24 protein-coding genes are annotated in these 19,696 nt (G+C 62.6%); 8 read left to right on the plus strand and 16 right to left on the minus strand.

The window, feature by feature from the left end:
• The first annotated feature begins 291 nt into the window (after nucleotides 1–291).
• From GGD62_RS38550 to GGD62_RS38560, 3 genes are all read left to right on the plus strand, one after another.
• On the plus strand, nucleotides 292–1,281 hold the full coding sequence (locus tag GGD62_RS38550) for a hypothetical protein (RefSeq protein ID WP_183714154.1): 990 nt from the start codon (nucleotides 292–294) through the stop codon (nucleotides 1,279–1,281).
• A 31-nt stretch (nucleotides 1,282–1,312) separates the two neighbouring features.
• The gene (locus GGD62_RS38555; protein ID WP_183714157.1) at nucleotides 1,313–2,548 is read left to right on the plus strand and encodes a hypothetical protein; all 1,236 of its coding nucleotides are present in this window, start codon (nucleotides 1,313–1,315) and stop codon (nucleotides 2,546–2,548) included.
• A 191-nt stretch (nucleotides 2,549–2,739) separates the two neighbouring features.
• Nucleotides 2,740–3,207 carry a hypothetical protein gene (locus GGD62_RS38560; protein WP_183714160.1) on the plus strand — a complete coding sequence of 156 codons (468 nt, stop codon included), beginning with the start codon at nucleotides 2,740–2,742 and terminating at the stop codon, nucleotides 3,205–3,207.
• Between the two features lie 266 nt (nucleotides 3,208–3,473).
• Here the strand turns inward: GGD62_RS38560 and GGD62_RS38565 are convergent, their stop codons facing one another.
• From GGD62_RS38565 to GGD62_RS38625, 14 genes are all read right to left on the minus strand, one after another.
• Entirely contained in the window at nucleotides 3,474–3,905 is a 432-nt protein-coding gene (locus tag GGD62_RS38565) for a CopG family transcriptional regulator (RefSeq protein ID WP_183714163.1), read from the minus strand.
• A 7-nt stretch (nucleotides 3,906–3,912) separates the two neighbouring features.
• Complete coding sequence (locus GGD62_RS38570; protein ID WP_183714166.1) at nucleotides 3,913–5,895, minus strand: conjugal transfer protein TraG; 1,983 nt, start codon at nucleotides 5,893–5,895, stop codon at nucleotides 3,913–3,915.
• Nucleotides 5,896–5,935: 40 nt separating this feature from the next.
• Nucleotides 5,936–7,675 (minus strand): VirD2 family relaxase/mobilization nuclease, encoded by a 1,740-nt coding sequence (locus tag GGD62_RS38575; protein ID WP_183714169.1) that lies wholly within the window; start codon nucleotides 7,673–7,675, stop codon nucleotides 5,936–5,938.
• Between the two features lie 671 nt (nucleotides 7,676–8,346).
• A complete protein-coding gene (locus GGD62_RS38580; protein WP_246800483.1) occupies nucleotides 8,347–9,255 on the minus strand; it encodes a lytic transglycosylase domain-containing protein in 909 nt (302 codons plus the stop codon).
• A 4-nt stretch (nucleotides 9,256–9,259) separates the two neighbouring features.
• Nucleotides 9,260–9,595 (minus strand): DUF736 domain-containing protein, encoded by a 336-nt coding sequence (locus tag GGD62_RS38585; RefSeq protein WP_183714172.1) that lies wholly within the window; start codon nucleotides 9,593–9,595, stop codon nucleotides 9,260–9,262.
• A gap of 34 nt (nucleotides 9,596–9,629) precedes the next feature.
• The gene (locus GGD62_RS38590; protein WP_183714175.1) at nucleotides 9,630–10,175 is read right to left on the minus strand and encodes a S26 family signal peptidase; all 546 of its coding nucleotides are present in this window, start codon (nucleotides 10,173–10,175) and stop codon (nucleotides 9,630–9,632) included.
• Nucleotides 10,172–10,690, minus strand: a complete 519-nt coding sequence (locus tag GGD62_RS38595) for a DUF2840 domain-containing protein (RefSeq protein WP_183714178.1) — start codon at nucleotides 10,688–10,690, stop codon at nucleotides 10,172–10,174. The genes GGD62_RS38590 and GGD62_RS38595 overlap by 4 nt, the downstream gene beginning before the upstream one ends.
• The gene (locus tag GGD62_RS38600; protein ID WP_183714180.1) at nucleotides 10,677–10,940 is read right to left on the minus strand and encodes a hypothetical protein; all 264 of its coding nucleotides are present in this window, start codon (nucleotides 10,938–10,940) and stop codon (nucleotides 10,677–10,679) included. Before GGD62_RS38600 ends, GGD62_RS38595 begins: the two co-directional genes overlap by 14 nt.
• A complete protein-coding gene (parA, locus tag GGD62_RS38605; protein ID WP_183714183.1) occupies nucleotides 10,937–11,575 on the minus strand; it encodes a ParA family partition ATPase in 639 nt (212 codons plus the stop codon). The genes GGD62_RS38600 and parA overlap by 4 nt, the downstream gene beginning before the upstream one ends.
• Nucleotides 11,572–12,687, minus strand: a complete 1,116-nt coding sequence (locus GGD62_RS38610) for a replication initiator protein A (protein WP_183714186.1) — start codon at nucleotides 12,685–12,687, stop codon at nucleotides 11,572–11,574. The genes parA and GGD62_RS38610 overlap by 4 nt, the downstream gene beginning before the upstream one ends.
• A gap of 14 nt (nucleotides 12,688–12,701) precedes the next feature.
• Nucleotides 12,702–12,953: an AlpA family transcriptional regulator gene (locus GGD62_RS38615; protein ID WP_183714189.1), complete on the minus strand. Its 252-nt coding sequence runs from the start codon at nucleotides 12,951–12,953 to the stop codon at nucleotides 12,702–12,704.
• A 205-nt stretch (nucleotides 12,954–13,158) separates the two neighbouring features.
• On the minus strand, nucleotides 13,159–13,674 hold the full coding sequence (locus tag GGD62_RS38620) for a DUF2285 domain-containing protein (RefSeq protein WP_183714192.1): 516 nt from the start codon (nucleotides 13,672–13,674) through the stop codon (nucleotides 13,159–13,161).
• Nucleotides 13,675–13,735: 61 nt separating this feature from the next.
• On the minus strand, nucleotides 13,736–13,945 hold the full coding sequence (locus GGD62_RS41260) for a transcriptional regulator domain-containing protein (protein ID WP_246800484.1): 210 nt from the start codon (nucleotides 13,943–13,945) through the stop codon (nucleotides 13,736–13,738).
• Between the two features lie 112 nt (nucleotides 13,946–14,057).
• Nucleotides 14,058–14,321: a DUF2285 domain-containing protein gene (locus GGD62_RS38625; protein ID WP_183714195.1), complete on the minus strand. Its 264-nt coding sequence runs from the start codon at nucleotides 14,319–14,321 to the stop codon at nucleotides 14,058–14,060.
• 223 nt (nucleotides 14,322–14,544) lie between these two features.
• Between GGD62_RS38625 and GGD62_RS38630 the strand changes: the two genes are divergently transcribed.
• Nucleotides 14,545–14,778: a helix-turn-helix domain-containing protein gene (locus GGD62_RS38630; RefSeq protein WP_176945280.1), complete on the plus strand. Its 234-nt coding sequence runs from the start codon at nucleotides 14,545–14,547 to the stop codon at nucleotides 14,776–14,778.
• A gap of 164 nt (nucleotides 14,779–14,942) precedes the next feature.
• Nucleotides 14,943–15,353 (plus strand): hypothetical protein, encoded by a 411-nt coding sequence (locus tag GGD62_RS38635; RefSeq protein ID WP_183714198.1) that lies wholly within the window; start codon nucleotides 14,943–14,945, stop codon nucleotides 15,351–15,353.
• 115 nt (nucleotides 15,354–15,468) lie between these two features.
• Here the strand turns inward: GGD62_RS38635 and GGD62_RS38640 are convergent, their stop codons facing one another.
• Together GGD62_RS38640 and GGD62_RS38645 are read right to left on the minus strand one after the other, a co-directional pair.
• Nucleotides 15,469–15,795 (minus strand): DUF736 domain-containing protein, encoded by a 327-nt coding sequence (locus tag GGD62_RS38640; RefSeq protein ID WP_183714201.1) that lies wholly within the window; start codon nucleotides 15,793–15,795, stop codon nucleotides 15,469–15,471.
• A 606-nt stretch (nucleotides 15,796–16,401) separates the two neighbouring features.
• A complete protein-coding gene (locus GGD62_RS38645) occupies nucleotides 16,402–16,956 on the minus strand; it encodes a hypothetical protein (RefSeq protein WP_183714204.1) in 555 nt (184 codons plus the stop codon).
• Between GGD62_RS38645 and GGD62_RS38650 the strand changes: the two genes are divergently transcribed.
• From GGD62_RS38650 to GGD62_RS38660, 3 genes are all read left to right on the plus strand, one after another.
• On the plus strand, nucleotides 16,949–17,155 hold the full coding sequence (locus tag GGD62_RS38650; protein ID WP_183714207.1) for a hypothetical protein: 207 nt from the start codon (nucleotides 16,949–16,951) through the stop codon (nucleotides 17,153–17,155). The genes GGD62_RS38645 and GGD62_RS38650 overlap by 8 nt on opposite strands.
• Nucleotides 17,156–17,967: 812 nt before the next feature.
• Complete coding sequence (locus tag GGD62_RS38655; protein WP_183714210.1) at nucleotides 17,968–18,588, plus strand: hypothetical protein; 621 nt, start codon at nucleotides 17,968–17,970, stop codon at nucleotides 18,586–18,588.
• An 8-nt stretch (nucleotides 18,589–18,596) separates the two neighbouring features.
• Entirely contained in the window at nucleotides 18,597–19,259 is a 663-nt protein-coding gene (locus GGD62_RS38660) for a hypothetical protein (RefSeq protein ID WP_183714213.1), read from the plus strand.
• Nucleotides 19,260–19,696 lie beyond the last annotated feature (437 nt).

Raw genomic sequence — 19,696 nt, forward strand, 5'->3', positions numbered from 1 at the left:
GCGGCAATCGCCGCTCCGACATCAATCCCCCACGACATCCAATAGGAAACGCCAAATCGGAAACGGATTTGTTGGTTTTTCAGCGGACTGCTAGAGTCCGAAGCCCAACAACGAAAGCGCAAGCTGGCGGGACTTGGCGGCAAATCGATCGAGGAAGTCGAAGCAGAGCTAGCAGGTGTCAAAGCCGAAATAACGGACGAGGGTAATCGTAACGAAACCGCGCAACTTTTGCTCCAAGCCCAGGCCGAATATGATGTTGCCGCGGCCCAGGTCCGCACGGCGCGAGACCGCGTGAACGCTGCGGAGGACGACGCAAAGGAAGCTCAACTCGCCCGGATTCGAACCGAGCGCGCGCTGCTCACGCTACAAGAGGAAAACGCCGCAGCCGCGTTCTTCGGGAGATTGTCCCCGAAATGCTGCCCCCGTTGTTCTAGCACAATCTCGAAGGCTCGGCTGGAGCAAGAGGGCAAGGATCGAACCTGTTCTGTCTGCACCGAAGTCGCACCCGAACCGGATGCCGACGCCATCTTAGCAGAGTTGCGACTTGCGGCCGCGCGTGTGGCGGACGCCAGGGCCATTGAGCGAGACGCGGGGAAGCTTGCAACCAATACTCGCACCGAATACGACACTTCACGCGCACAGTTTCTGCAGGCCGGGACGAAGTTGCAGAACTTGTCAGTCAAGGGATCCGCGGCTGACGTTCGGACGCTGGAGCTTCGGCGCGAACGCCTCGAAGGGATGCTTGATGTCGCCAATGCCGTCATTTCCGCGGACACGACAGATGCGGACGAGATGACGATCCTGGGAGCGGCTCGCGACGAGGCTAGCGAGCGCATCGGTGTCGCCGCCAACATCGTGTTGGCACGTGCTGGCGAAGAAGTTGCGCGTATCGTGAAACGGCTAGGCATGAAGGACGTCGAATCCGTTTCCATCAAGCGCAATGCGAACGTGACGGTTCGAAAAGGTGGCGCCGATTCGAGCTGGTCAGGTTTGAGCGCTGGTGAGCAGCTTCGCCTGCGCATTGCCACGGTCATCGCCCTGGTCCGTAGCGCAAGTGCGCATCAGACCGGTCGGCATCCGGGCTTGCTTCTTATAGACTCTCCCAAGCGTGAGGAGGTGGCGGAAGCCAATCTTGTCGACATGCTGGTCGAATTAAAGCTTTTGGCTGCTGAAACTCCTGGACTGCAGCTGTTTATCGCTTTGCAAGGCGAAAAAGCGGTCTTTGGCAATGCGCCGCCCGAACGGCTGAAGGTTGCCGATACCGGGGAGTATCTCTGGTGACAGACCGGCGATCCGCGCGTTGTGACCGGAAATGACCGCGATCCAAACCATCTTCGTCGACGCCTTTGAACAGGGTCGAACCCCGACCGTGGCCGAGTTCGGCGGCGAAGATGTGCTCGTGTCGGATCATGCTCTGACGACTTCCGGTTTTTTTGGCGACGTAGTGTCCGTTCTACTCAACGAGTGGTCGACACTTAGTTCGCAGCCGGAGGCCGCAAAGTTCATCGCAGGAGGGCTGCGAGCCAATAAGGATCGCTCAGCACTGAACCGCGCAATCGACGAGTTGACGCGAGCCTTGCCCAGCGAGGCCAAGCCCTTCGTCGTCGCCCTTGAAGCGCGCGTTCGCGACGACAGCGATCACGACATACTCAGGGTTTCGGCCGCCGCTGCGATCTTGCGCATCGCTATCCTCGATCACCGATGGAAACACGCTGCGCTGGCCGCCTTGGTTGCCATTGAAGACACCGACGATACGTTTGCAGCGCCGATGTTGTGCCGGCTCGCCGCGGTCGCGTTCGAACAGTTTAAGGACGCCGAGGCGCTCGATATCCTGGATCGTCGGTGCGTTCGCAATGATCTCAGCGGACAGGCTCACCTTGAGCGCGGGATCATCCAAATCTCGATCGCGCTGGAGCAGGATACCCTTCCGGCGATTGCTGAAAGCTTGGACGCTGCGGAGGAGACGTTGCGTCTTGCCGTCGCGGCTAACGTCGAGCGAAGGGACGCGCGTCTCTACCACCTCGTGGTGCAGACCCTGCTGCCCATTGCGCATCAGACCCGTCCGCCGGCCGCTAACCTTTCCCTTGAACTGCAGGAATTGGCTGTTCTGCGAGACCTTTGGGACGCACCCGCACCTGGCGGAGAGTGGCTCATACCCAGCCCTTCGGCGGAGCTAGAGTGGGTGCCACTTGCAGACGATCTCCATCGGCTGGCAAGCGACCTAGTCCAGCCCAGTTGGTTCGATGCCGCCCAGGCCATGGACGGCGTGCTGCGGGCCTATTCGGCCAGCCGATCCGTGCGCCCTAACCTGGCCGACATATCGCTCCTCGTGAAGCCCGCGATCGAAGCGGCTTTCGTGCGCGAACGCGGCCTACTGGCCCACCTCGAGCAGTGGATAACTCACTACAGCGGACAAGACGTCGGGTCTAACGACGCGACCATTCTTCGTGAGAATGTGAACCGCATGGCCTCGGGAGCGCCGCCGGGAAAATCTTCGAGGGTGGCGCCTGGCCGGAAGCCATCCTCAGAGAGGTCTCGGCCGGACTGACAGACGAGGCAGGTGCGCTCGTTCGAAAGGTAGCTGACGGCTACTGGATCAAACATCAGATTAACCTGATCGAGGAAAGGATCTTCACTCAGCTCAAGACGGAGCTCGACAGTCGGACCGACTATGTCGGTGAGATTGCCGCACATTTCGATCGACTTATACTCTTACTTGTTCGATTCCTAGGGATCCGTGTGGACGGCGACGGCACCCGCTATCCCTATCTCCGCCGAATCGAAGCGGACAACGCTCCTGGCGAAGACACTCTTCAGCACGATCTGTGGGAGTTCCTCTCTTGCAGCGACTACCCCGAAGCTGAACGCAAGCAGGTCAGTGCTGGACGGGCCGACATCTACATTCCCCAAGGACGTTTCCGTTTTGTCATCGAAGTGAAGCGAAGCCTGGGTACCTGGACCGAAGGCGCTCTCGACGGCCTTCTGCGCCAGACAACCGCCTATCAGCAGACCGACGTGAAATTGGGCGTTCTAGCCATTCTCGATCTCTCCGATCGTCCAGCGGGAGTACCGCACTTTGACGCTTGCTTCATGGTTCGCGAGCGGAGCGTTTCCGCTACGGACAATCGATGTGCGGTTGTCATGCGGGTTCCGGCAAATCGCCGTACGCCGTCAGACCAAGCGCGCGTAGTAGCACGAGAATCTTAACGTTCAGCGGCGCCCCGGACACCGATACGAGAGCTAAACGCGCGCGCAAGCGAGCCGCTTCACGTGCTGTGGGGCGCGACCTCTTGAAAATCCACACCCGTCGACGCCGTCTTCACGGGTGGAAAGCGTAGACCGGATTCATTCCACAATACGCATATGCCCGGATGCGGTGGCTATGCGCTGCTCGTAAGTCAACGGTCTTGAATCACTGCTCTGGCTGGATTTTCGTCCACGGCGTGAGCGATCATCGGCCGAATAGGCCACCCTCACGTCGGGTCGCCCTCCTGAATATCCTCCGGGATCTCCTGCCGTAGCTTCGGACCTTGACTGAGCCGTCGCCCGAGAGCCGCGACGAAATTATCCCATCGCGCGCCCCCCTGCGCCCTCGCCGCTTTCGCGGCCGGTTCGGGGAGCGGTGGTGTCGTCGTGAGCCAGAATCGAACAAACAAGGCCAATGTCTCGACTGATATCCCGATGTCGCGCTCTAGCCGCGCGATGCGGCGATCGACTTGATCGAGTCGCTTGGCAATAGCGGCCTCCCGTCGCTCGTCGGCGTCCGGCGACAGGAAGGATGCGATGGCGGCTTCGGCGATGAGGGACAGCGATTGCTCCCGGCGAGCTGCGTATGCCGAGAGCGCCTTCATGACATCAGGATCGAGATAGACCGACATCTGGGCTTTCTTCTTTGGCGTGGTCATCCCTGCCTCACAATCCGAGATCGTCGCCCGGATCGAGCGATGCCTGGCGCGCGACGCCCTGCATCATGTCGTTGAGGCGCCCGATCCGCGGGGCATCTTCCTCGAGTTCGTCGGCAAATTCCGGGGCAAACTCGTTGTCGAGGGGCTCTCTCCTCTCCACGACGTCACGAGTCAGTTCCGGCTGCTGCCGCCGGTCAGCCGTCTTCGGGTCCTCTGCGTCGGATTCATCGTCCGCCGAGGCCGGCGCCGCTGTTGGGCGCGGAGGCAGTGGCCGCGAACTCCAGTCGTCCAGCCGGTTGTGGTTAGGCTTGGTCAGCGTCGGTGGCACCAGTATGCGCTCCTGGAATCGTCCGTCCTCATAGTAGCGCGCCTTCTTGGCGCGGATCGGATGGAGCCCCGACATCATGACGATCTCATCTGATGGTGGGAGCTGCATCATCTCGCCGGGTGTGAGCAGCGGGCGGGCGGTCTCCGACCGCGACACCATGAGGTGACCGAGCCAAGGGGCCAGCCGACTGCCGGCATAGTTCTTCATCGCCTTCATCTCGGTCGCCATGCCCAATGCGTCGGACACTCGCTTTGCCGTCCTTTCGTCGTTGGTCGCGAAGCTGACCCGGACGTGGCAGTTGTCGAGGATCGAGTTGTTTGGCCCATAGGCCTTCTCGATCTGGTTCAGCGACTGGGCGATCAGAAAGCTCTTGATGCTGTAACCGGCCATGAAGGCCAGCGCCGATTCAAAGAAGTCGAGCCGGCCGAGTGCGGGGAATTCGTCGAGCATCAGGAGGAGCCGCCGCCGGCCGGCCTTGGCCTGAAGGTCCTCGGTCAGGCGGCGGCCGATCTGGTTCAGGATCAGCCGGATCAGCGGCTTGGTACGGTTGATGTCCGATGGCGGAACGACGAGGTACAGCGTGGTCGCCCGCTCTCCGCCGACGATGTCGGTGATCCGCCAGTCGCAGCGCCGCGTCACCTCCGCCACGACGGGATCGCGGTAGAGGCCGAGGAACGACATCGCGGTGCTGAGGACGCCGGAGCGCTCGTTGCCGGACTTGTTCAGCAGTTCCCGCGCGGCGGAGGCGACGACGGGATGGACGCCGGCCTCGCCGAGATGTGCGGTCCGCATCATCGCGGCGAGCGTCGATTCGATCGGCCGCTTGGGATCGGACAGGAAGGCCGCGACGCCGGCGAGCGTCTTGTCCTCCTCGGCATAGAGGACGTGCAGAATTGCGCCGACCAGGAGCGCGTGACTGGTCTTCTCCCAATGGTTCCGCTTCTCGAGGCTGCCCTCGGGATCGACGAGGATGTCGGCGATATTCTGGACGTCGCGCACCTCCCACTCGCCGTGTCGGACTTCCAATAACGGGTTGTAGGCTGACGACTTCGCGTTGGTCGGATCAAACAGAAGAACGCGGCCATGCCGGGCACGGAAGCCAGCGGTAAGCTGCCAGTTCTCGCCCTTGATGTCGTGCACGATCGCAGATCCCGGCCAGGTCAGCAGCGACGGGATGACGAGGCCAACGCCCTTGCCACTCCGGGTCGGCGCGAAGCACAGCACGTGCTCCGGTCCATCATGGCGGAGATAGACGCGTTCGAACCGGCCGAGCACGACGCCGTCCGGCCCCAGCAGACCAGCCTGTCCGATTTCCTTCGCCTCAGCCCATCGTGCCGAGCCATAGGTCTCGGCGTTCTTCGCTTCGCGGGCGCGCCAGACCGACATGGCAATCGCAACAGTCGCGGCGATGATACCGCCGGATGCAGCGATATAGGCGCCCTCGATGAAGATATGTGGCGCATAGGCATCGTAGGCATACCACCACCAGAGGAAGGCGGGCGGGAGGTAGAACGGAAAATGGAACACCTCGAACCATGGCTGCCCCAGTTGCACCTGGAAGCCGAGCCGCCAGGCGGTCCATTCCGTCGCGGTCCAGAACGTCAGCAGGACGATCGCGAAGACCGTGATGATCTGGCCCCAGAGTATTTTGGTCGCGGACATGGCGGTCGCCCATTCCTAAAATCGGTGATGGAAGGACGGCTCACAGTCCGATCCCCCGGTTGCGTCCAAAGCCCCAATCGATGCCGCCGTCGCCGCGTACGACGCCGGAGACATGCCGGCCGAGCTGCTTTTCGAGTGAGGGCGTCCAGGGTACGAGCTGGAAGCCGAGACCATCGTCGATCATCGCGAAGCGGCCGGAGGCGAGCACGAAGCGCTGCCGATAAGTGCCGGTCACATATTCGCCGGCGGCCGAGGGATTAAACGGCTGCCCGGTCGCGGCCGCGAGCTGCTCACCGAGAGCCTCAAAATCCCGGCGGCGCAGCGTGCCGATGAGGTTCTTCGCGAACACCGGACCACGCGCCTGGCGCTGAGCCAGACCTTGCTCGAGGAGCTGCTCGGCCCGCCGTTCCATGGCTTCTCGAACCTCGGCGCCGAAGCCGGCTTGCCCGAGTGCCACCGGATCGCGCGCGACGGCCTGCCGGTCGAGCCAGGTCGCGCCACTTGCCGTCACCTGCGCTTCGATCGAGAGATCGGAGCGAACGGCCAGTGCCACGCGACGCTGGCCTCGCGCGTCGTCGAATTTGCGGAGCTCAACGACCGAGCCCGGTGCGCTGTCGCCGGCGGCGTCGAGATCGGGGAGCTTGATATGGTGGGTACGGCCGTCGACGCCGTCGACCACGGCATACGCGGTCGCCTTGAGTTCGTCATCGAGACCGCGATCGACGAGGCGGCCGATGACGGGTACATCGAGGCTTTCACCTGATAGCACGTAGCTCGCAGCCCCGCGCTCGATGCCGCGTTCGGTCAGGCTGCGATGAATACGTTTGATGATATCGCCGCGCTCGCCGAGTTCGCGCAACGTTGTCTCCGCGCCCTCGTCCATGACCCATTGGCCTGGCCCGACTTGGTGCGCAAGGCCAAGGCTCTCCAAGCGCCGCAATCTGCCGACTTTCAGCGTATGGAACTGATCGGGCTGCCACGCCGGATTGGGCGCAAGGTCGATGACGCCGTGGCGACCTCCGTCGCGAACAAGCTGGCGGTCAAGCTGTGTCCAGCGCTCGGCTTCGACCTGGCTTTCGAGCGAGCGGTGAATGTCGAGATCGGAGCGCAGTCCGAGTTCTTGTGTGACCAGGTCCTGCGCGCGGGCGCGCATTCCTTCCTTGATATAGTCGCGCGAGATGACCAGGTCCTGGCCGTCCTCGGCGATGCCGCGCGCGAGAATGTGGACGTGCGGGTGCTGGGTGTTCCAGTGATCGACGGCGACCCAATCGAGCCTGGTCCCGAGGTCCCTCTCCATCTGGCCGACCAGCTCACGCGCGAAGCCCTTGAGGTCGGCCATATCGGCGGCGTCCTCCGGCGAGACGATAAATCGGAAATGGTGCCGGTCACCCTGACAGCGTTCGGCGAAGGCCTTAAGATCGGCGTCCTCCGTCTCCGGCCCAAACAGCCTCGCCTTCTCCCCGTCCCGAGTGACGCCCTCGCGGCGTAGATAGCCGAGATGCGCGCCGAGCGGCGCTGATCTTGCTGTGTGACGGACAACGCGCGTCTTTATGGTCACCAGACGCGAGCGGCCGGTGAGCAGTCGGTTCGCCCGCTCACTGGCGACCCGGCCGCGGCCGAACGTGGAGCGCCGATGACTGGTGATCTTGCCCGCGCGCGAGACACCGCCGCCGGCGCGCTGAGCGGCGGCAAGCGCCTGGGCGATGAAGGGCTTGGCCCGTTGGCTCCTTGAGGAGCGGATGCGACCAGGCCGAGGCCGAAATTCCTTTTCCTCAGCCATGGCCGACCTCGGCAATGTGCGAAATCGAGAATCCGTACAATGAGTTGATAGTAGGGCGCACATTGCGTGCCGAAGCGCCACATTGCCGGATCAACGAAAAATCAGAGCAACAACAACCGACCGACCGAGCCGCACATTGCGGCCTTTTATCTCGCCCTCCTTCGGTCGTTGTCGTGGTCTCCCGGTCGCTGGTTCCCAGGGCCCAGCTTCCAAGCCAACAGACTCTCGGTACTCGCCGCGATTTGCCACAAAATGCAGTTCGGGTCGTTGCGGTAGATCCTTCAATAGCGCCTGCCCGAACAGGTCGGCTGGAGGCCGATTCATTGCGAAAGTGCCGCCGCGACTTGGCAGTTGATTTGCGAAGCCCCGACTGTTTGCGAGCGGTTGCGATAGCGATCGTGACCCGAAGGGCCGAGACACCCGTAGGGTGGCTCGGTGAGGAGCGAAGCGACGAGTAGAGCGCGGGCCGAAGGCATCGCCCATACGCCATTAGCACGTTATTATCGCACTCCTCCGCGAACTCTTGCCCGCGTGAGCGAGGGTCGTTTAGTAGCGAACGCGAAAGTCTTACCGTCATGATCGTGTTGCAGCGTTTCGAATGCAAACAGAATGTCCGTCACGGGGCGCCAGCTTGCGCCAATCTGAGCCTCGATGTTGATGATGCTGTGCAGTCATTGCGATCGACCCATTGTCGAAAGTGCAACGAAGAGGCCTTCCGATTGCGGCGCAATCGCAGAGAGATCATGCACGGGAACTGGAGCCGACTTGTCGTGCGCCGGTCGATCGGCTGTCGCTCGCGCGACAGACGACGACCCGTCAACGTGGCCCAAAAAGAGCGGCGCCCGCGTCCAGGATGAGCGAAAAGAAGCCGCGAAGAGAAGAGGTCCTGGTGCCTCCTCCGCATCGATAAAAGGGACGATAGCTCTGACATAAGCGACGGTCTCGGCGGGCAGTGGACGATGTCGATCCCGAAACTCCTCGTAGCGGCCGGGGCCTACATTGTAGGCCGCAAGGAAGCCCGGCGAGCCGTAGCGGTCGTGCAGTTCGCGAAGGAAGGCGGCACCCGCGAGGATGTTGTCATGAGGATCGAAGGGATTGCGCCCGAGACCATGGCGCGCGCGCATGTCCGCCCAGGTCTTCGGCATGAGTTGCATCAGGCCGAGCGCGCCCTTGGGTGACACGGCACGCCGATCGTCGTTGCTCTCGATGCGCATGACGGCGCGAATCCATGCTGCCCGAATGCCAAAGCGCTGCGCGGCTTCGGTCACGAAAGTAACATAGCGATCGTTCGCCGGTTGACCGCGAGCCAGCGCTTTCTCTGCTGATACTGCCGGCTTTGACCCGCCAATCACCAGCAGGCCGGAAAGGAGGAGAACGGCAAGGGTTGCCGTGGCTCCACCATCTCGGCGAGGCGTCGTGCTGCTCACGAACGCCGCGCGCGGACCGCCGGTTTGACCACCACTATGCGCGGCGGCTGGCCAACGGTTACGCCGACCGAAGGGATGAGACGGCTTTGCCGCAAGCAAAGGGATAAAGCTTAGATGCGCCTTGTCAGCGGCGGGCGTGACGGGACCCTGCATGCCATCAATCCCGCTCGGAGCGCTGCGGCAAACGATTCCAGTTCAGCGTCCAAGCCGATTTGTCGTCACCTGACTGAAAGAGATTGGCGCGGATCGGTCGCGGCAGCGCCGGGTCGTCGATGATGAGCGAAACGTAGTCGCCGGCCTTTTCGCCGGTGCGTTTCCAGCCTGCGCCGATCTCCGGGCCGTCGGCATCGCCGAGGCGGATACGGTAGTCCGGCGCGTTCTCGGCGTCCGAGGATTCGGCCGGGACGAGGGTGAGAATCCGCTCGAAGAAAAGCGTTTCAACGCGTCCGGTGAAGCCGGACTTATCACGGGTGAACTGACCGATTTGTGCCATGGGAGACCTCCATACTTGGCGGGTTGAGAAGCGGTTAGTTGGTGGCAGCGCGCCAGACGAAACGGCCGTTGCCGGCCTCATCGGTCCAAAGCGGGATCGCACGCGCGACGATCGAACTGATGGGCAGTAAGCCGAAATAGCGGCCGTCCAGACTGTCCAGGACGGTCGGATTCATGAGAAAGACCTCCCCCGGCTGGAGCGTTGAGCAACCGCTCCAACGCGGCAGCGGACGGCCGAGATGGTCGCGATCGTGTGCGGCACCGACATCGACGGCATCGACGGTGATGGCGTCACTGGACCGGCACACAGTCTGCCCGGGCAGCGCCATTACATGCTTCAACAACGGCACGCCTTTCGGAAGAAAGCCGCCATCTGCGAGTGCATTCGCGATCGGCTCTGGCAGCCGCACCACAACGAGTTCCAATGCGCGCAGCTGTCCGACCGGATGCAGCGCGTAGAGCCCTATCGGCGTGCTCGCGGTAGCGTTCCAGATCAGCCGCGTTGCCGGATGAACGAACACCAAGCCGCCGGCGACCAGCGCCGCAATGTACGTCAACATGAGATAACCGAAGCGGGTCATGGCGTGACGCTCCGGCGCTTGAGCCAGGCGACATGCTGCTCGCGCGTGTAGGCGCGCGGCACATGGTCGGCGGCGAGACGGTTGTGGAGATGTCGCCAGTATTCGGGCGCGGCGTCGGCCGGATCGATGGCGAGCACCTCGATGGCGTCGACCGCCTGCAAGACGCGCTCGACCTTCGGCCAGCTATCGACCCGCAGCAGGATTTCGCCGCCGGGGCGAACGAATGGCAGCGTCTGATAGCGCTGGCCGAGCTCGACCGCGCGCACGATGTCCATGCGCGACACCACGGTGCCATAGTCGTTCGAGGCCCAGCGGACGAAGCCGAAGATGCTGCCGGGCGCAAAACTTGATACGCTGCGGCGGCGGTCGAGAATCTTTTCTTCCGTGCGACGGCCGAAGCGCAGCCAGTGCTCAATCCGTTTCTCGATCCAGGTCAGCTCGACATGGGTGAGCGCGACCTCGCGCCGATGCGACGGCGGCACGGCACGCGGCGGCAAGGCCTCATTGTCGTTCATGACGGCTCTCCGGTCTCAGTGGAAATTCTCGCGCCAGCAATTCGCGCAGCATGTCGGCGACGGTGACGCCGCGCTGGAACGCGGCGACCTTGATGCGGCCGCGCAGCGCCGGCGAGACGTCGATTGTCAGGCGCGCGGTCAATGCTGCTGTGTTCTCTGTGCGACGCCGCGACGCGTCGCTGGCCCTGACCCAGCCTTCGGCATCGCCAGGTCGCGACGCGAAGCCGCGCTTGGAGGAGCGCCCGCTCATGGCGCGAGCCTCGCGACTTCGGCGGCGATCGCGGTCATCTCGCGGGATGCTGTGCTCTGCTCGGAAAACTCGAGGACGAGCCGCCCCGACTGCGCGGCGTCGGCGAAGGCGACACGCTGCCCGATGGTGGTGGCGAGCACTGGCGGATCGTGATCGGCCAGCGTCTCGGCTGTCGCGCGGGCGATGCCCGTGCGCGTATCGCAGCGATTGAGCACGAAGCGAGCGGCGAGCTTCGGATGGTAGATGCGAGCCTCGCGCAGTAGAGCCAGCATCTCGGCCGACGCCCAGCCGTCGAATGGCGACGGCTGCACAGGAATCAGCACCAGGTCGGCCGCCAGCAGCGACGATCGTATCAATCGGGCGACGCGCGGCGGCCCGCCAATGACGACATGATCGGCAGTGCGCGCGATCTCCGGCGCCTCGCGATGGAGTGTATCCCGCGCGAGGCCAATGACGCCGAATAGCGGCGAGACGTTCTCCCGCGCCCGCTGCTGCGACCAGTCCAATGCCGAGCCTTGGGGGTCGGCATCGAGCAGCGTTACAGGCTTTCCGCGCCGCGCCCATTCGCCGGCGAGGTGCAGCGCCAGCGTCGTCTTGCCGACGCCGCCCTTCTGGTTGAGCACCGCGACAATCACTGCTTGCCTCCCGCCTTGTGGCCGGGACGCGGCAAAAATTGTTGGCTTGCGTGCTTGGTTGGCGGTTCATCAACACTCGCGGCGTTATCCGCAGGAGGCGCGCGCCCACTACAAAAGTTAGATTCTGAGTTAGACTCTAAGTTAGGGCGAGAGATCGTCGTGTCGGACCAAAGCGTTACCTGTGGTTTGCACTCCCGAAATCCCGATACAGTCACGCCCGAAGTCCCGATGGCGCGAGCGCCCGAAGTCCCGAGATGATTCACAGCGCCATCCACAGGTGCTGTGAATGACTTGCCGGGCAAGATGCGCAGGAGTTCGCGGCGTTCCCTGCGTTCGATGCTCAGGCGATAACCTGGCAGCGGTTGGCGGGCCGCAATGCGGCGGAGGTCAAAGGCGAAGTCAGCAGGCTTGGCGAGGCTGCCGGATTTCTCGTGGAGGTGTGCGATCTCAAACAGCCAGCCTGTTGGCTGGCGGCCGGCATGCTTGCGCGCGACGCGGTAGAGCCAGCGCTCGATACCGCCGGTCAGGCTGAAGTAGGCCGGGTCAATCGTGAGAACGAGCGAGCGGTCGATGACGCCGCGGTAGAACCAATCGGGGAGGACAAATTCCATGCCCTCCACGCGGCCATCGCGCCGAGCGCACTCTTCCCATTCGTTGATCCAGGAGAACTGGTGGCGCCGCCAATGCTCGCCCTGCCGGATGCTTGTGCGGATGACGGTCGCCTGCAGGCGCGTTAACGCCCCCTTCAAGAGCTTGTAATCCCGCGCCCCGGTCTGTCTACCTACTGCGATCAGGAGCTGGTAAGGGGTAAAGCGCAGGAAGCGTGAGGTCTTCAGGCCAAGATTCTTAGCCTCGACGATCTGGCTCGCCGCCCAAATCAGCACGTCGGCATCCCAGATGGTCGCCATGCCGTGCTCGGGAACTGCATAAACTTCGACACGCACGTCGCCGGCCTGATAGAGGATCGGGCGGGTGCGTTTGGCCTTAGCGAGCGAGAAGAAGGGCCGCTCCATCAGGTCGCGCTGATCGCGCGGGCTGGCATCGCCCGTGGCGATGACGAACGGATCGAGCTTGCTTCGCTCGCTCGGCGTGATGAGGCGGCGCGACGACATGGACGAGCGTTGCCTCAGCGATGCGCGTTGCCGGCGGCGCGCGCCTCGACGTAGCGCGGGTCCGACGTCGAGCTGCAAGCGGCCTGATCGGCCCAGGCTTCGAGATCGCCAATGGAATAGACGACGCGCCCGCCGAGTTTGCGGAAGGTCGGACCGTTGCCGTGGCAGCGATACTTCTCGAGCGTACGCGGCGAGATGCCAAGGAGGCGAGCGGCCTCAGGGGTGCGCACGTAGCGCGTCGTGAGCTGCGCGGTTCGGTCGAGCATGGCGATCTCCGTCTTGCCTTGAAGCGCCGCAGCCAAGTCGCGGCCTGTCAGGGCCAGAGTGGCGGAGAGTTTTGGCGTTGGGGGTGGACGAAAATTCGCGTTCGATTGTGTCCCCCGCGGTCGCAACCGGGCGAAGCCAAGCGTTGCCAGCGAGGCGTGGGCTAGCTCATCAGGGCGAAATGGATTGGAGAGATTGAAGTGCCGGTCAGAGGCCGCGCAGGAGTTTCAGATAATCGCGATCGACCAGGGCGATCGAATCATGAATGAGCCGGTTTGCCTTACGGCGGGCATGCGAATCCTTCCACTCGACCGCGCGGCGCTGGGCGTGGTCGGAGGCGAGCACCTTCGCTGCAACGTCGCGCGGGCCACCACCGAGGTCGTGGACGTCGAAGGCGTGAAGGAGCTGAATCAATCGCCGTTTCTGGAACGCCGTCAGCCGCAAGGCCACCGGCAGAAGACCGGTACGCTGGCCGGCAAGGCAGCGCGCGAGGTGTAGCGCCACCTCGGCCCGCAGCTCGCCCATGCTGTCGAGCGGCACAAGCACGGCAGGGCGGCGCAGCGCCTGCTCGTCACGCAACCGGACATGCAGCTCACCCGACCCGTCCGCAATGGCCAGAGCGCGACCATCAGCATCGGACAGTTCGACGAGCGACTGCCCCAACGCAACGCGATCAATCGAACGGAGGGTATCGAAGGCCGGCGGCGCCGTCTCCAGGATCAAGGTCCCCGGTGATGCCACGGGAAGCCAGATGGCTGGTTCGGGCCCTACCGGAGAGACTGGATCATGGGCGACACCGCAACCTCCATCGACGTGCGAAACTCATTCGGATGGTGTCGGGATCAGCCCCCTCGCGCGCGATCTGGCGCTCAGTGCGAGCGAAGTCGCGGCGGTAGTCGGCGTTGCGGCGAAGGAATTCCAAGGCAAATCCGGGACGCTCAAGGCGGTTCAGGCGTTCGATGGTCTCCGGCGAGCGCCAGTACTGGGTTGGCATGGTCGGTCTTCTCGTCTTTGTGCCCCACGCAACGATCCAAAAAGGCGGCACGGGAGACTAGACCCTGAGGTTGCATCACATGAGATCGCAATTTGCATGATTGGGGCCCAACTCACTGCATCCGCGGTTGCAACAATTGCTGATATCCGGATTGCACGATCCATCGCGCACGGGCGAGATGGCTGTCATGGACGGTTTTGGCGCGATCCGGTTCCACAACAGGGTCGAGGCCGAAGATCTCGTGGACCACCTCACGCCAATCGGCCCCCTCTTCGTCGGCCATCAACAACCGGACGTAGATTGCAAGATGTTTTTCGTCGTACGCGTTTACGCGATCGGTTTTTGGCGGCCGGTCCTGGAATGGCAGCTCATTCATGGCAATCGTACCCCATAACATTGGCGCAACGTCAGCCTCATTGATTTGCCCCGGAACTTTCGTAGGCCGCGACATCATAGCGCCGCGATGCGTAGACCGCATCACGGCGCTCCCCGCGAACGGCAAACAGGGTCTTCGGCAGAGCTTATGAATAGCATGGTGACGCACGAATCGGAACGATCGTTCCTGGAACGATCGTTCCGATGTGAGTTCCCTTGTTGCCATGGATCTCAAGGAGGTCATGGCGATCAATCTGCGTCGGATACGTCATGTGAAGAAAATGACGCAGGAAGAGTTGGCCGATGGCGCCGGACTAAGCGTCCGTTACGTCGGCGCAATTGAACGCGCAGACGTGTCGGCCAGCGTTACCGTGCTCGGCCGCATCGCGGAGGCCCTGGGGGTCGAGGCAACCGATCTGATCAAGCGAACGGCGGTTCATCCTCATCGCGCTCGATGAAGGAACGAATTTGCGCTCTATCGCAGCCTTGGCGCGTTATAAATCAACTGAGCATTGACTCACGCAAAAGTTGATTGGCGGCTTTACGTAAATCTGGTCTGTCTCCAGAGACGCATATCTGTCCAGGGACGGAACGGCACGCTGGGCGAGATGGAGTGGGTGTTATGACCCTGTATGAGCACTTGCCAGCCGACATCCGCGAAGTCGTGGACGCCTACGTCGCGGACCTCAGGCCCCAACCTTGGCGAACTCGCTTCCGCTTGCTGATTGATCTCCTTCAAGAGAAATTGGAGACTGGGGCCGCCGCTGAGCACTGGCGTCTGCTTCAACAATGGACCGGCATAGTGACGGCGATCTTGGAACACCTGTCGCCAGACAGTTCGGTCGTCGAATGTTTGGGGTTAATGAGCGTCAGCTTCAACGACCAATGGCGCGCTCAGGCGCTCGCCCAGATCGAGCGGGATCCTACGGTGCTGGATCGTCTCGTCGCGATCTGCCCCGACTGGGGAGACATTGTTGAAACCGTGGTAGAGACCAATCAAAGACGGCCGATCAAGTCGGCACGCGGCCGCTGATCGGCATCGGTTACGCCCTCCCGTTTATGCCGTCACGGCACACGAGGTGCCTTCGCGGCTCTTGACCGCTGCAATGCCTCGCCCGGACCAGCCGGGCGAGGCATTGTGGGTCGGGTTAGTCGCCGTTGCGGCGGCTGGGGCGGGACCAGATCAAGCTGAAGCCCTCGCCCTCCTCATCGTCGAAGAGGTTAGCGAAGATCGGAGCAGTGAAGCTCGGATCGTCGAGCTTGAGGCTCAGATAGTCGCGGCCCTCGTTGGAGCGCTTGGACCAGCCGGCCCCGATCTCGACGCGGCCGACATAGACCCGGTGGCTCGGTGCGTTCTCGCCGGAGCGGTTGGCTTCGGGGACGATACGGACGTTCCTGGCCTGGAGCGAGAGAGTGACGATTTCGCCGGTGAACTCGTTCGAGCCGGTCTTCTTGAAGGTGCCGATGGTCGCCATGGTGGTTCTCCTTGATCTCTGTTTTCGAGCCCGCACCTTGCGGCCTCGATGGTGATCGACAGGACGGAGGCGATCGACGGCGCACCCGGAAGGGGCCGAAGCACCAGCGAAGGATGGCAGCCAGGCGACTTTCTTGCTTCGCGAGGAATGACGGCGCAGCCGGCAGGGGAGGAAAGTCGATCGGCGCCGTTGCGCCTTAGGCGGTCGAGGCTTTAGCCGCCCTTCGGCCAGATCCACCCATCGAAGAGGCCGTTTGGTGCGCTCTCGAACAGAGCTGACATTCAAGGAGAACACGGCGACGGTCGCGATGTCTTCGACTACCGGCGAGAGATTCCATGGCGAGGGGAACTCTCTATGCGAGAAGGACGAGAAGCGGCGCCAGGACGACTGCTCGCCAAGACGCCCGCTCATCCTGGGCTTGTTGGTCGCGTCGCGCCGAGTTTCACCGTGGGCCCGCCATTGCACCGACGGGCGCATCAAGATGGACCTTTGCGTGCGATCCGAGCTTCACTGCGCTCATCAGCCCTACCCGCAGCCGTGGCGAGGCGCACATCGCAAAAGCCTGATCTGGCCCAACCACTGCTGCTGCTGTGGGGGCTGTCAGCCCTACGCCGTGCCATGCCTGGTTGACCCCGGCGTTGCCATCGCCGTGAAGCGGACGAACGCTGTGACGGTGACGGCAGCGGCGCCGATGACCGAGACGATCAGTTGCCAAGTTGCAAATGGCATCACCAATTGCGCGATCCCATGCGTGGCGCTGCATCCCGCGCCCGTGGCCGGCGCGACGAAGAGGATGATGATCAGCACACGAAGCCATGTCCACTGAAGGAAGGTCACGGCGAACCGACCGACCCAGAAGGTCGTGCCGCCAGCAACCAGGCCACCGAGACTGCCGCCGAGCGCGCCTGCGCCGGACTGAAAGGCCCACATCGCCCGATATGTCCGGGCGTAGGCCGCAATCACCGCGCAGGCGAAGCCGAAGCGGCCGCACGCGTCAGCGTAAGCCGACCCCTTGCGGGTTGAGGGCGCCAGGCCTGCGGCCGGACCAAGGATCAGCGCCAGGGCAGCGGGGCAGTGTCCGCCATGCTTGGCTGCGTCATTCAGGAGGAGACGGATGCCGACCACAACCAGGTCATGGGCGATATTGACAGCCGTGGGCAACTCAACTCATTGGGGCAATTGGCCCGAGCATTGGATCAAGAGCTGGCATAGCACCAACACGTTGCTACCGCCGACGATACCGGTCGCCGATCTCGTGAAGAAGGATGTTCGCGCCGAAGATCTCGTCAGGATCGACGAGACGGCGCTTGAGGAAGCGCTGGCGTCCGCCCTCTCAAAGCTTCAACCGCGCTCGCAGTGAGCAGGGTCAACGCGGGCTCTATCCTAGGTTCGGCATCTGACGGTGAAAAACAGTCGTGCGGTTGAAAGACGGCAGGGTGGGCATTCCGACTGATTTGTGCAACCCATTCGCTCCCTTAGGGCAATGTTTACTGGTTCGTTGGCTCGTCGTCGGGATGGTTTCGTCTTAGAAGATGGCGCTTAGCGAACGCCTTGAGCGGGTCGTAAGCCTCAAGCAGAGGCGTCTCGTCAGAGGGTACGTGCATCACGAAACCGCAGTATCCGCCATATAGGACAAGGCCCTAAATCAATCGCGAAGCCGCCTCAGTTGGCAGTTTGTCTGGGCTTTGTGGATGTTCGACTGCGGTGGCTGCCTCCCCGGCTTTGCCCCCATCCCAGATGGGACTGGCGCTCGGCGAGCCGGGCCCCCCTGAGCCAGCCGTTCGTCGGTCCGATTCCCAGACGGACGATGGGTCATGTCGCCAACGATAATTGAGTGCAAAACGTCATTCAGTTTCGCGCGCCTCGGCTCGAAAGTAGCGCTTGGATCTATCTCATTCGTTGCGAGCTGGGACGCCCGTCATCTCAACGATTTTCACGCGGTGCGTGACGTAGTTGTTAAGTGCAGAAGGAGGGACGCTGAAAGAGGCGTTCGTTGATTTCGAACTCCACGGTTTAAACCGCGCGAGCGCCGTCCTCGGCGCCTGCTGAGCCGAGTTTGAGACAGGGCGCCGACCTTACTTTCCATTGCACTGATTGTGCTCCACAGAGGTGTCACAGATCTGTTGGCGCCGGATGCTAGGCGAGCCGACGGTCAACCAGGGCAAGAGTGTGATGCAGCCTTACTACTTTCCATTCGTGCGTCGTCGCGGCAACCTTCTTGAAGGTCTGTTCGATTACCGCCCGCGCAACGAGCAGGAAGCAACCGTGGTAGCGATTTCCACCGACTGGGGCGCGAGCTGGATCTTCAGAGGCAAGGCTCTGGCGCTCAACCCCTACTGCCCCTGGGACGCGACCGATCCCGACAATCTGAACGTCAACGTCAAGGGAACGAAGACCGCTTATGGCTCTTCAAGTGCTAACGCCGCGGACAACGGTCTTGGACATGCCTTCGCGTTTTCCACGAAAGGCAAGCAGCACGTCTATCATCTCAACCGCGCCGATGGCCATATCGACAGCGACCAGCTTGTGGTGCACTCGCTTAACCACGGTGAGGGTTTCTCATTATTCGGGCTTCCAGAGTTCGGCTATGTCAGCCCGCTTGCGTCCGGCGGCTATCCCAACCTCGAGTCCACGGCGGCCGCCACAACCGGCCTGATCGACCCCGATGCCATACTGGGCTCAGTCCACATGGGCGATAAGAAAACAATCGTTTACGTCTCCAAGAACCTCAGCCCTGAGATAAGAACTTTCCGGCAAACCAGGTTTGCTCAAAAACCCCGGCTTTCGCGCTGACCAACCTCGTGAACAAGAAGGCGCGCAAGACCAATAATGACGTCATCACGATCCGTGTCGCGACGACATCGGACGGCCTCAACTTCACCGATGCGGGCGCGGCGGCCGGCCTCAACGATCAGACCACCGTCGCACTGAGCGGCATTCGATGGCTGGGCACCGGCAGCATGCTGCGCATCCACGATGGGCGCTACGGCCTGTTCTTTGGCGCCGGCAACTGCCTGGACAACGACTCCGATGGCTTCCACTTCATCGACTATGCCGAGACCGACAATCTGGTTCGCGAACCTAGCGACCTCTTGAAGTGGCATGTGGTCTACGGTTTTGACAACCCGATTCTGTCGACCGACACCGTCATCGATCCGGCGGGCCCGCGATCCTATCCGTTGAATGCGCCGCTCGTGAACGTCCACGGGGCTGACGCGCTGAAGGCGTCGCAGGTCGCACCGCTTGTGCCGCCGGCCGCAGGTTATGACTCGAGCTTCTTCAGCGGCCGAGTCTACGATCCGCAGGCGGTGTACACCGACGAGCGAACCGTGACGATCGTGTTTGCCGGCTACAACACGCCGCAGCCCAGCAACAATCTCGGCGATTATCGCTCGATCGGACGCTTCCAGCTCAGCGTTCCCGCCGGCTATTTTGCTCCGGTGATCGCTGAGTCCGAGGACTAAGGACGCACCGGGTTCGACCGCAAACCGATAAGCACTGGCCCCGGCACTCGCCGGGGGTTTTTTGCTGTGTTATTGCGCAGCAAAGACAAGCGCCATTGCAGATCTCGAATCCGGTATGCTTGGCCGTTCGATTTGGTCTTCGGCATGATGCTGCGGCCGATCCGGTTCACGCTAGCACCGTGAAATCGTCGACGCGCTAACCTGATAAAGTCTCGCGACGGCGCGTAGGCTTCCCCGGCGGCCAAGCGTTGACGGACCACGTCCCGTTCGCACGGCGACCGTTTTGGCTTGCGTCCGAATTCACGCCATTGGCCCGCGCCCGCTCACGGTCGGCTGTGGTCCGTCGAATGATGTCCTCCCTGGTCTTCCTGGCGATGTCGCCAACCAGCGCCGCCAAAACTTCGCCGAGCTCATGGGTCGTATCGGCCCACGGCTCG

It is taken from the genome of Bradyrhizobium sp. ERR14, from assembly GCF_014198235.1.
Classification (GTDB): Bacteria; Pseudomonadota; Alphaproteobacteria; order Rhizobiales; family Xanthobacteraceae; genus Bradyrhizobium.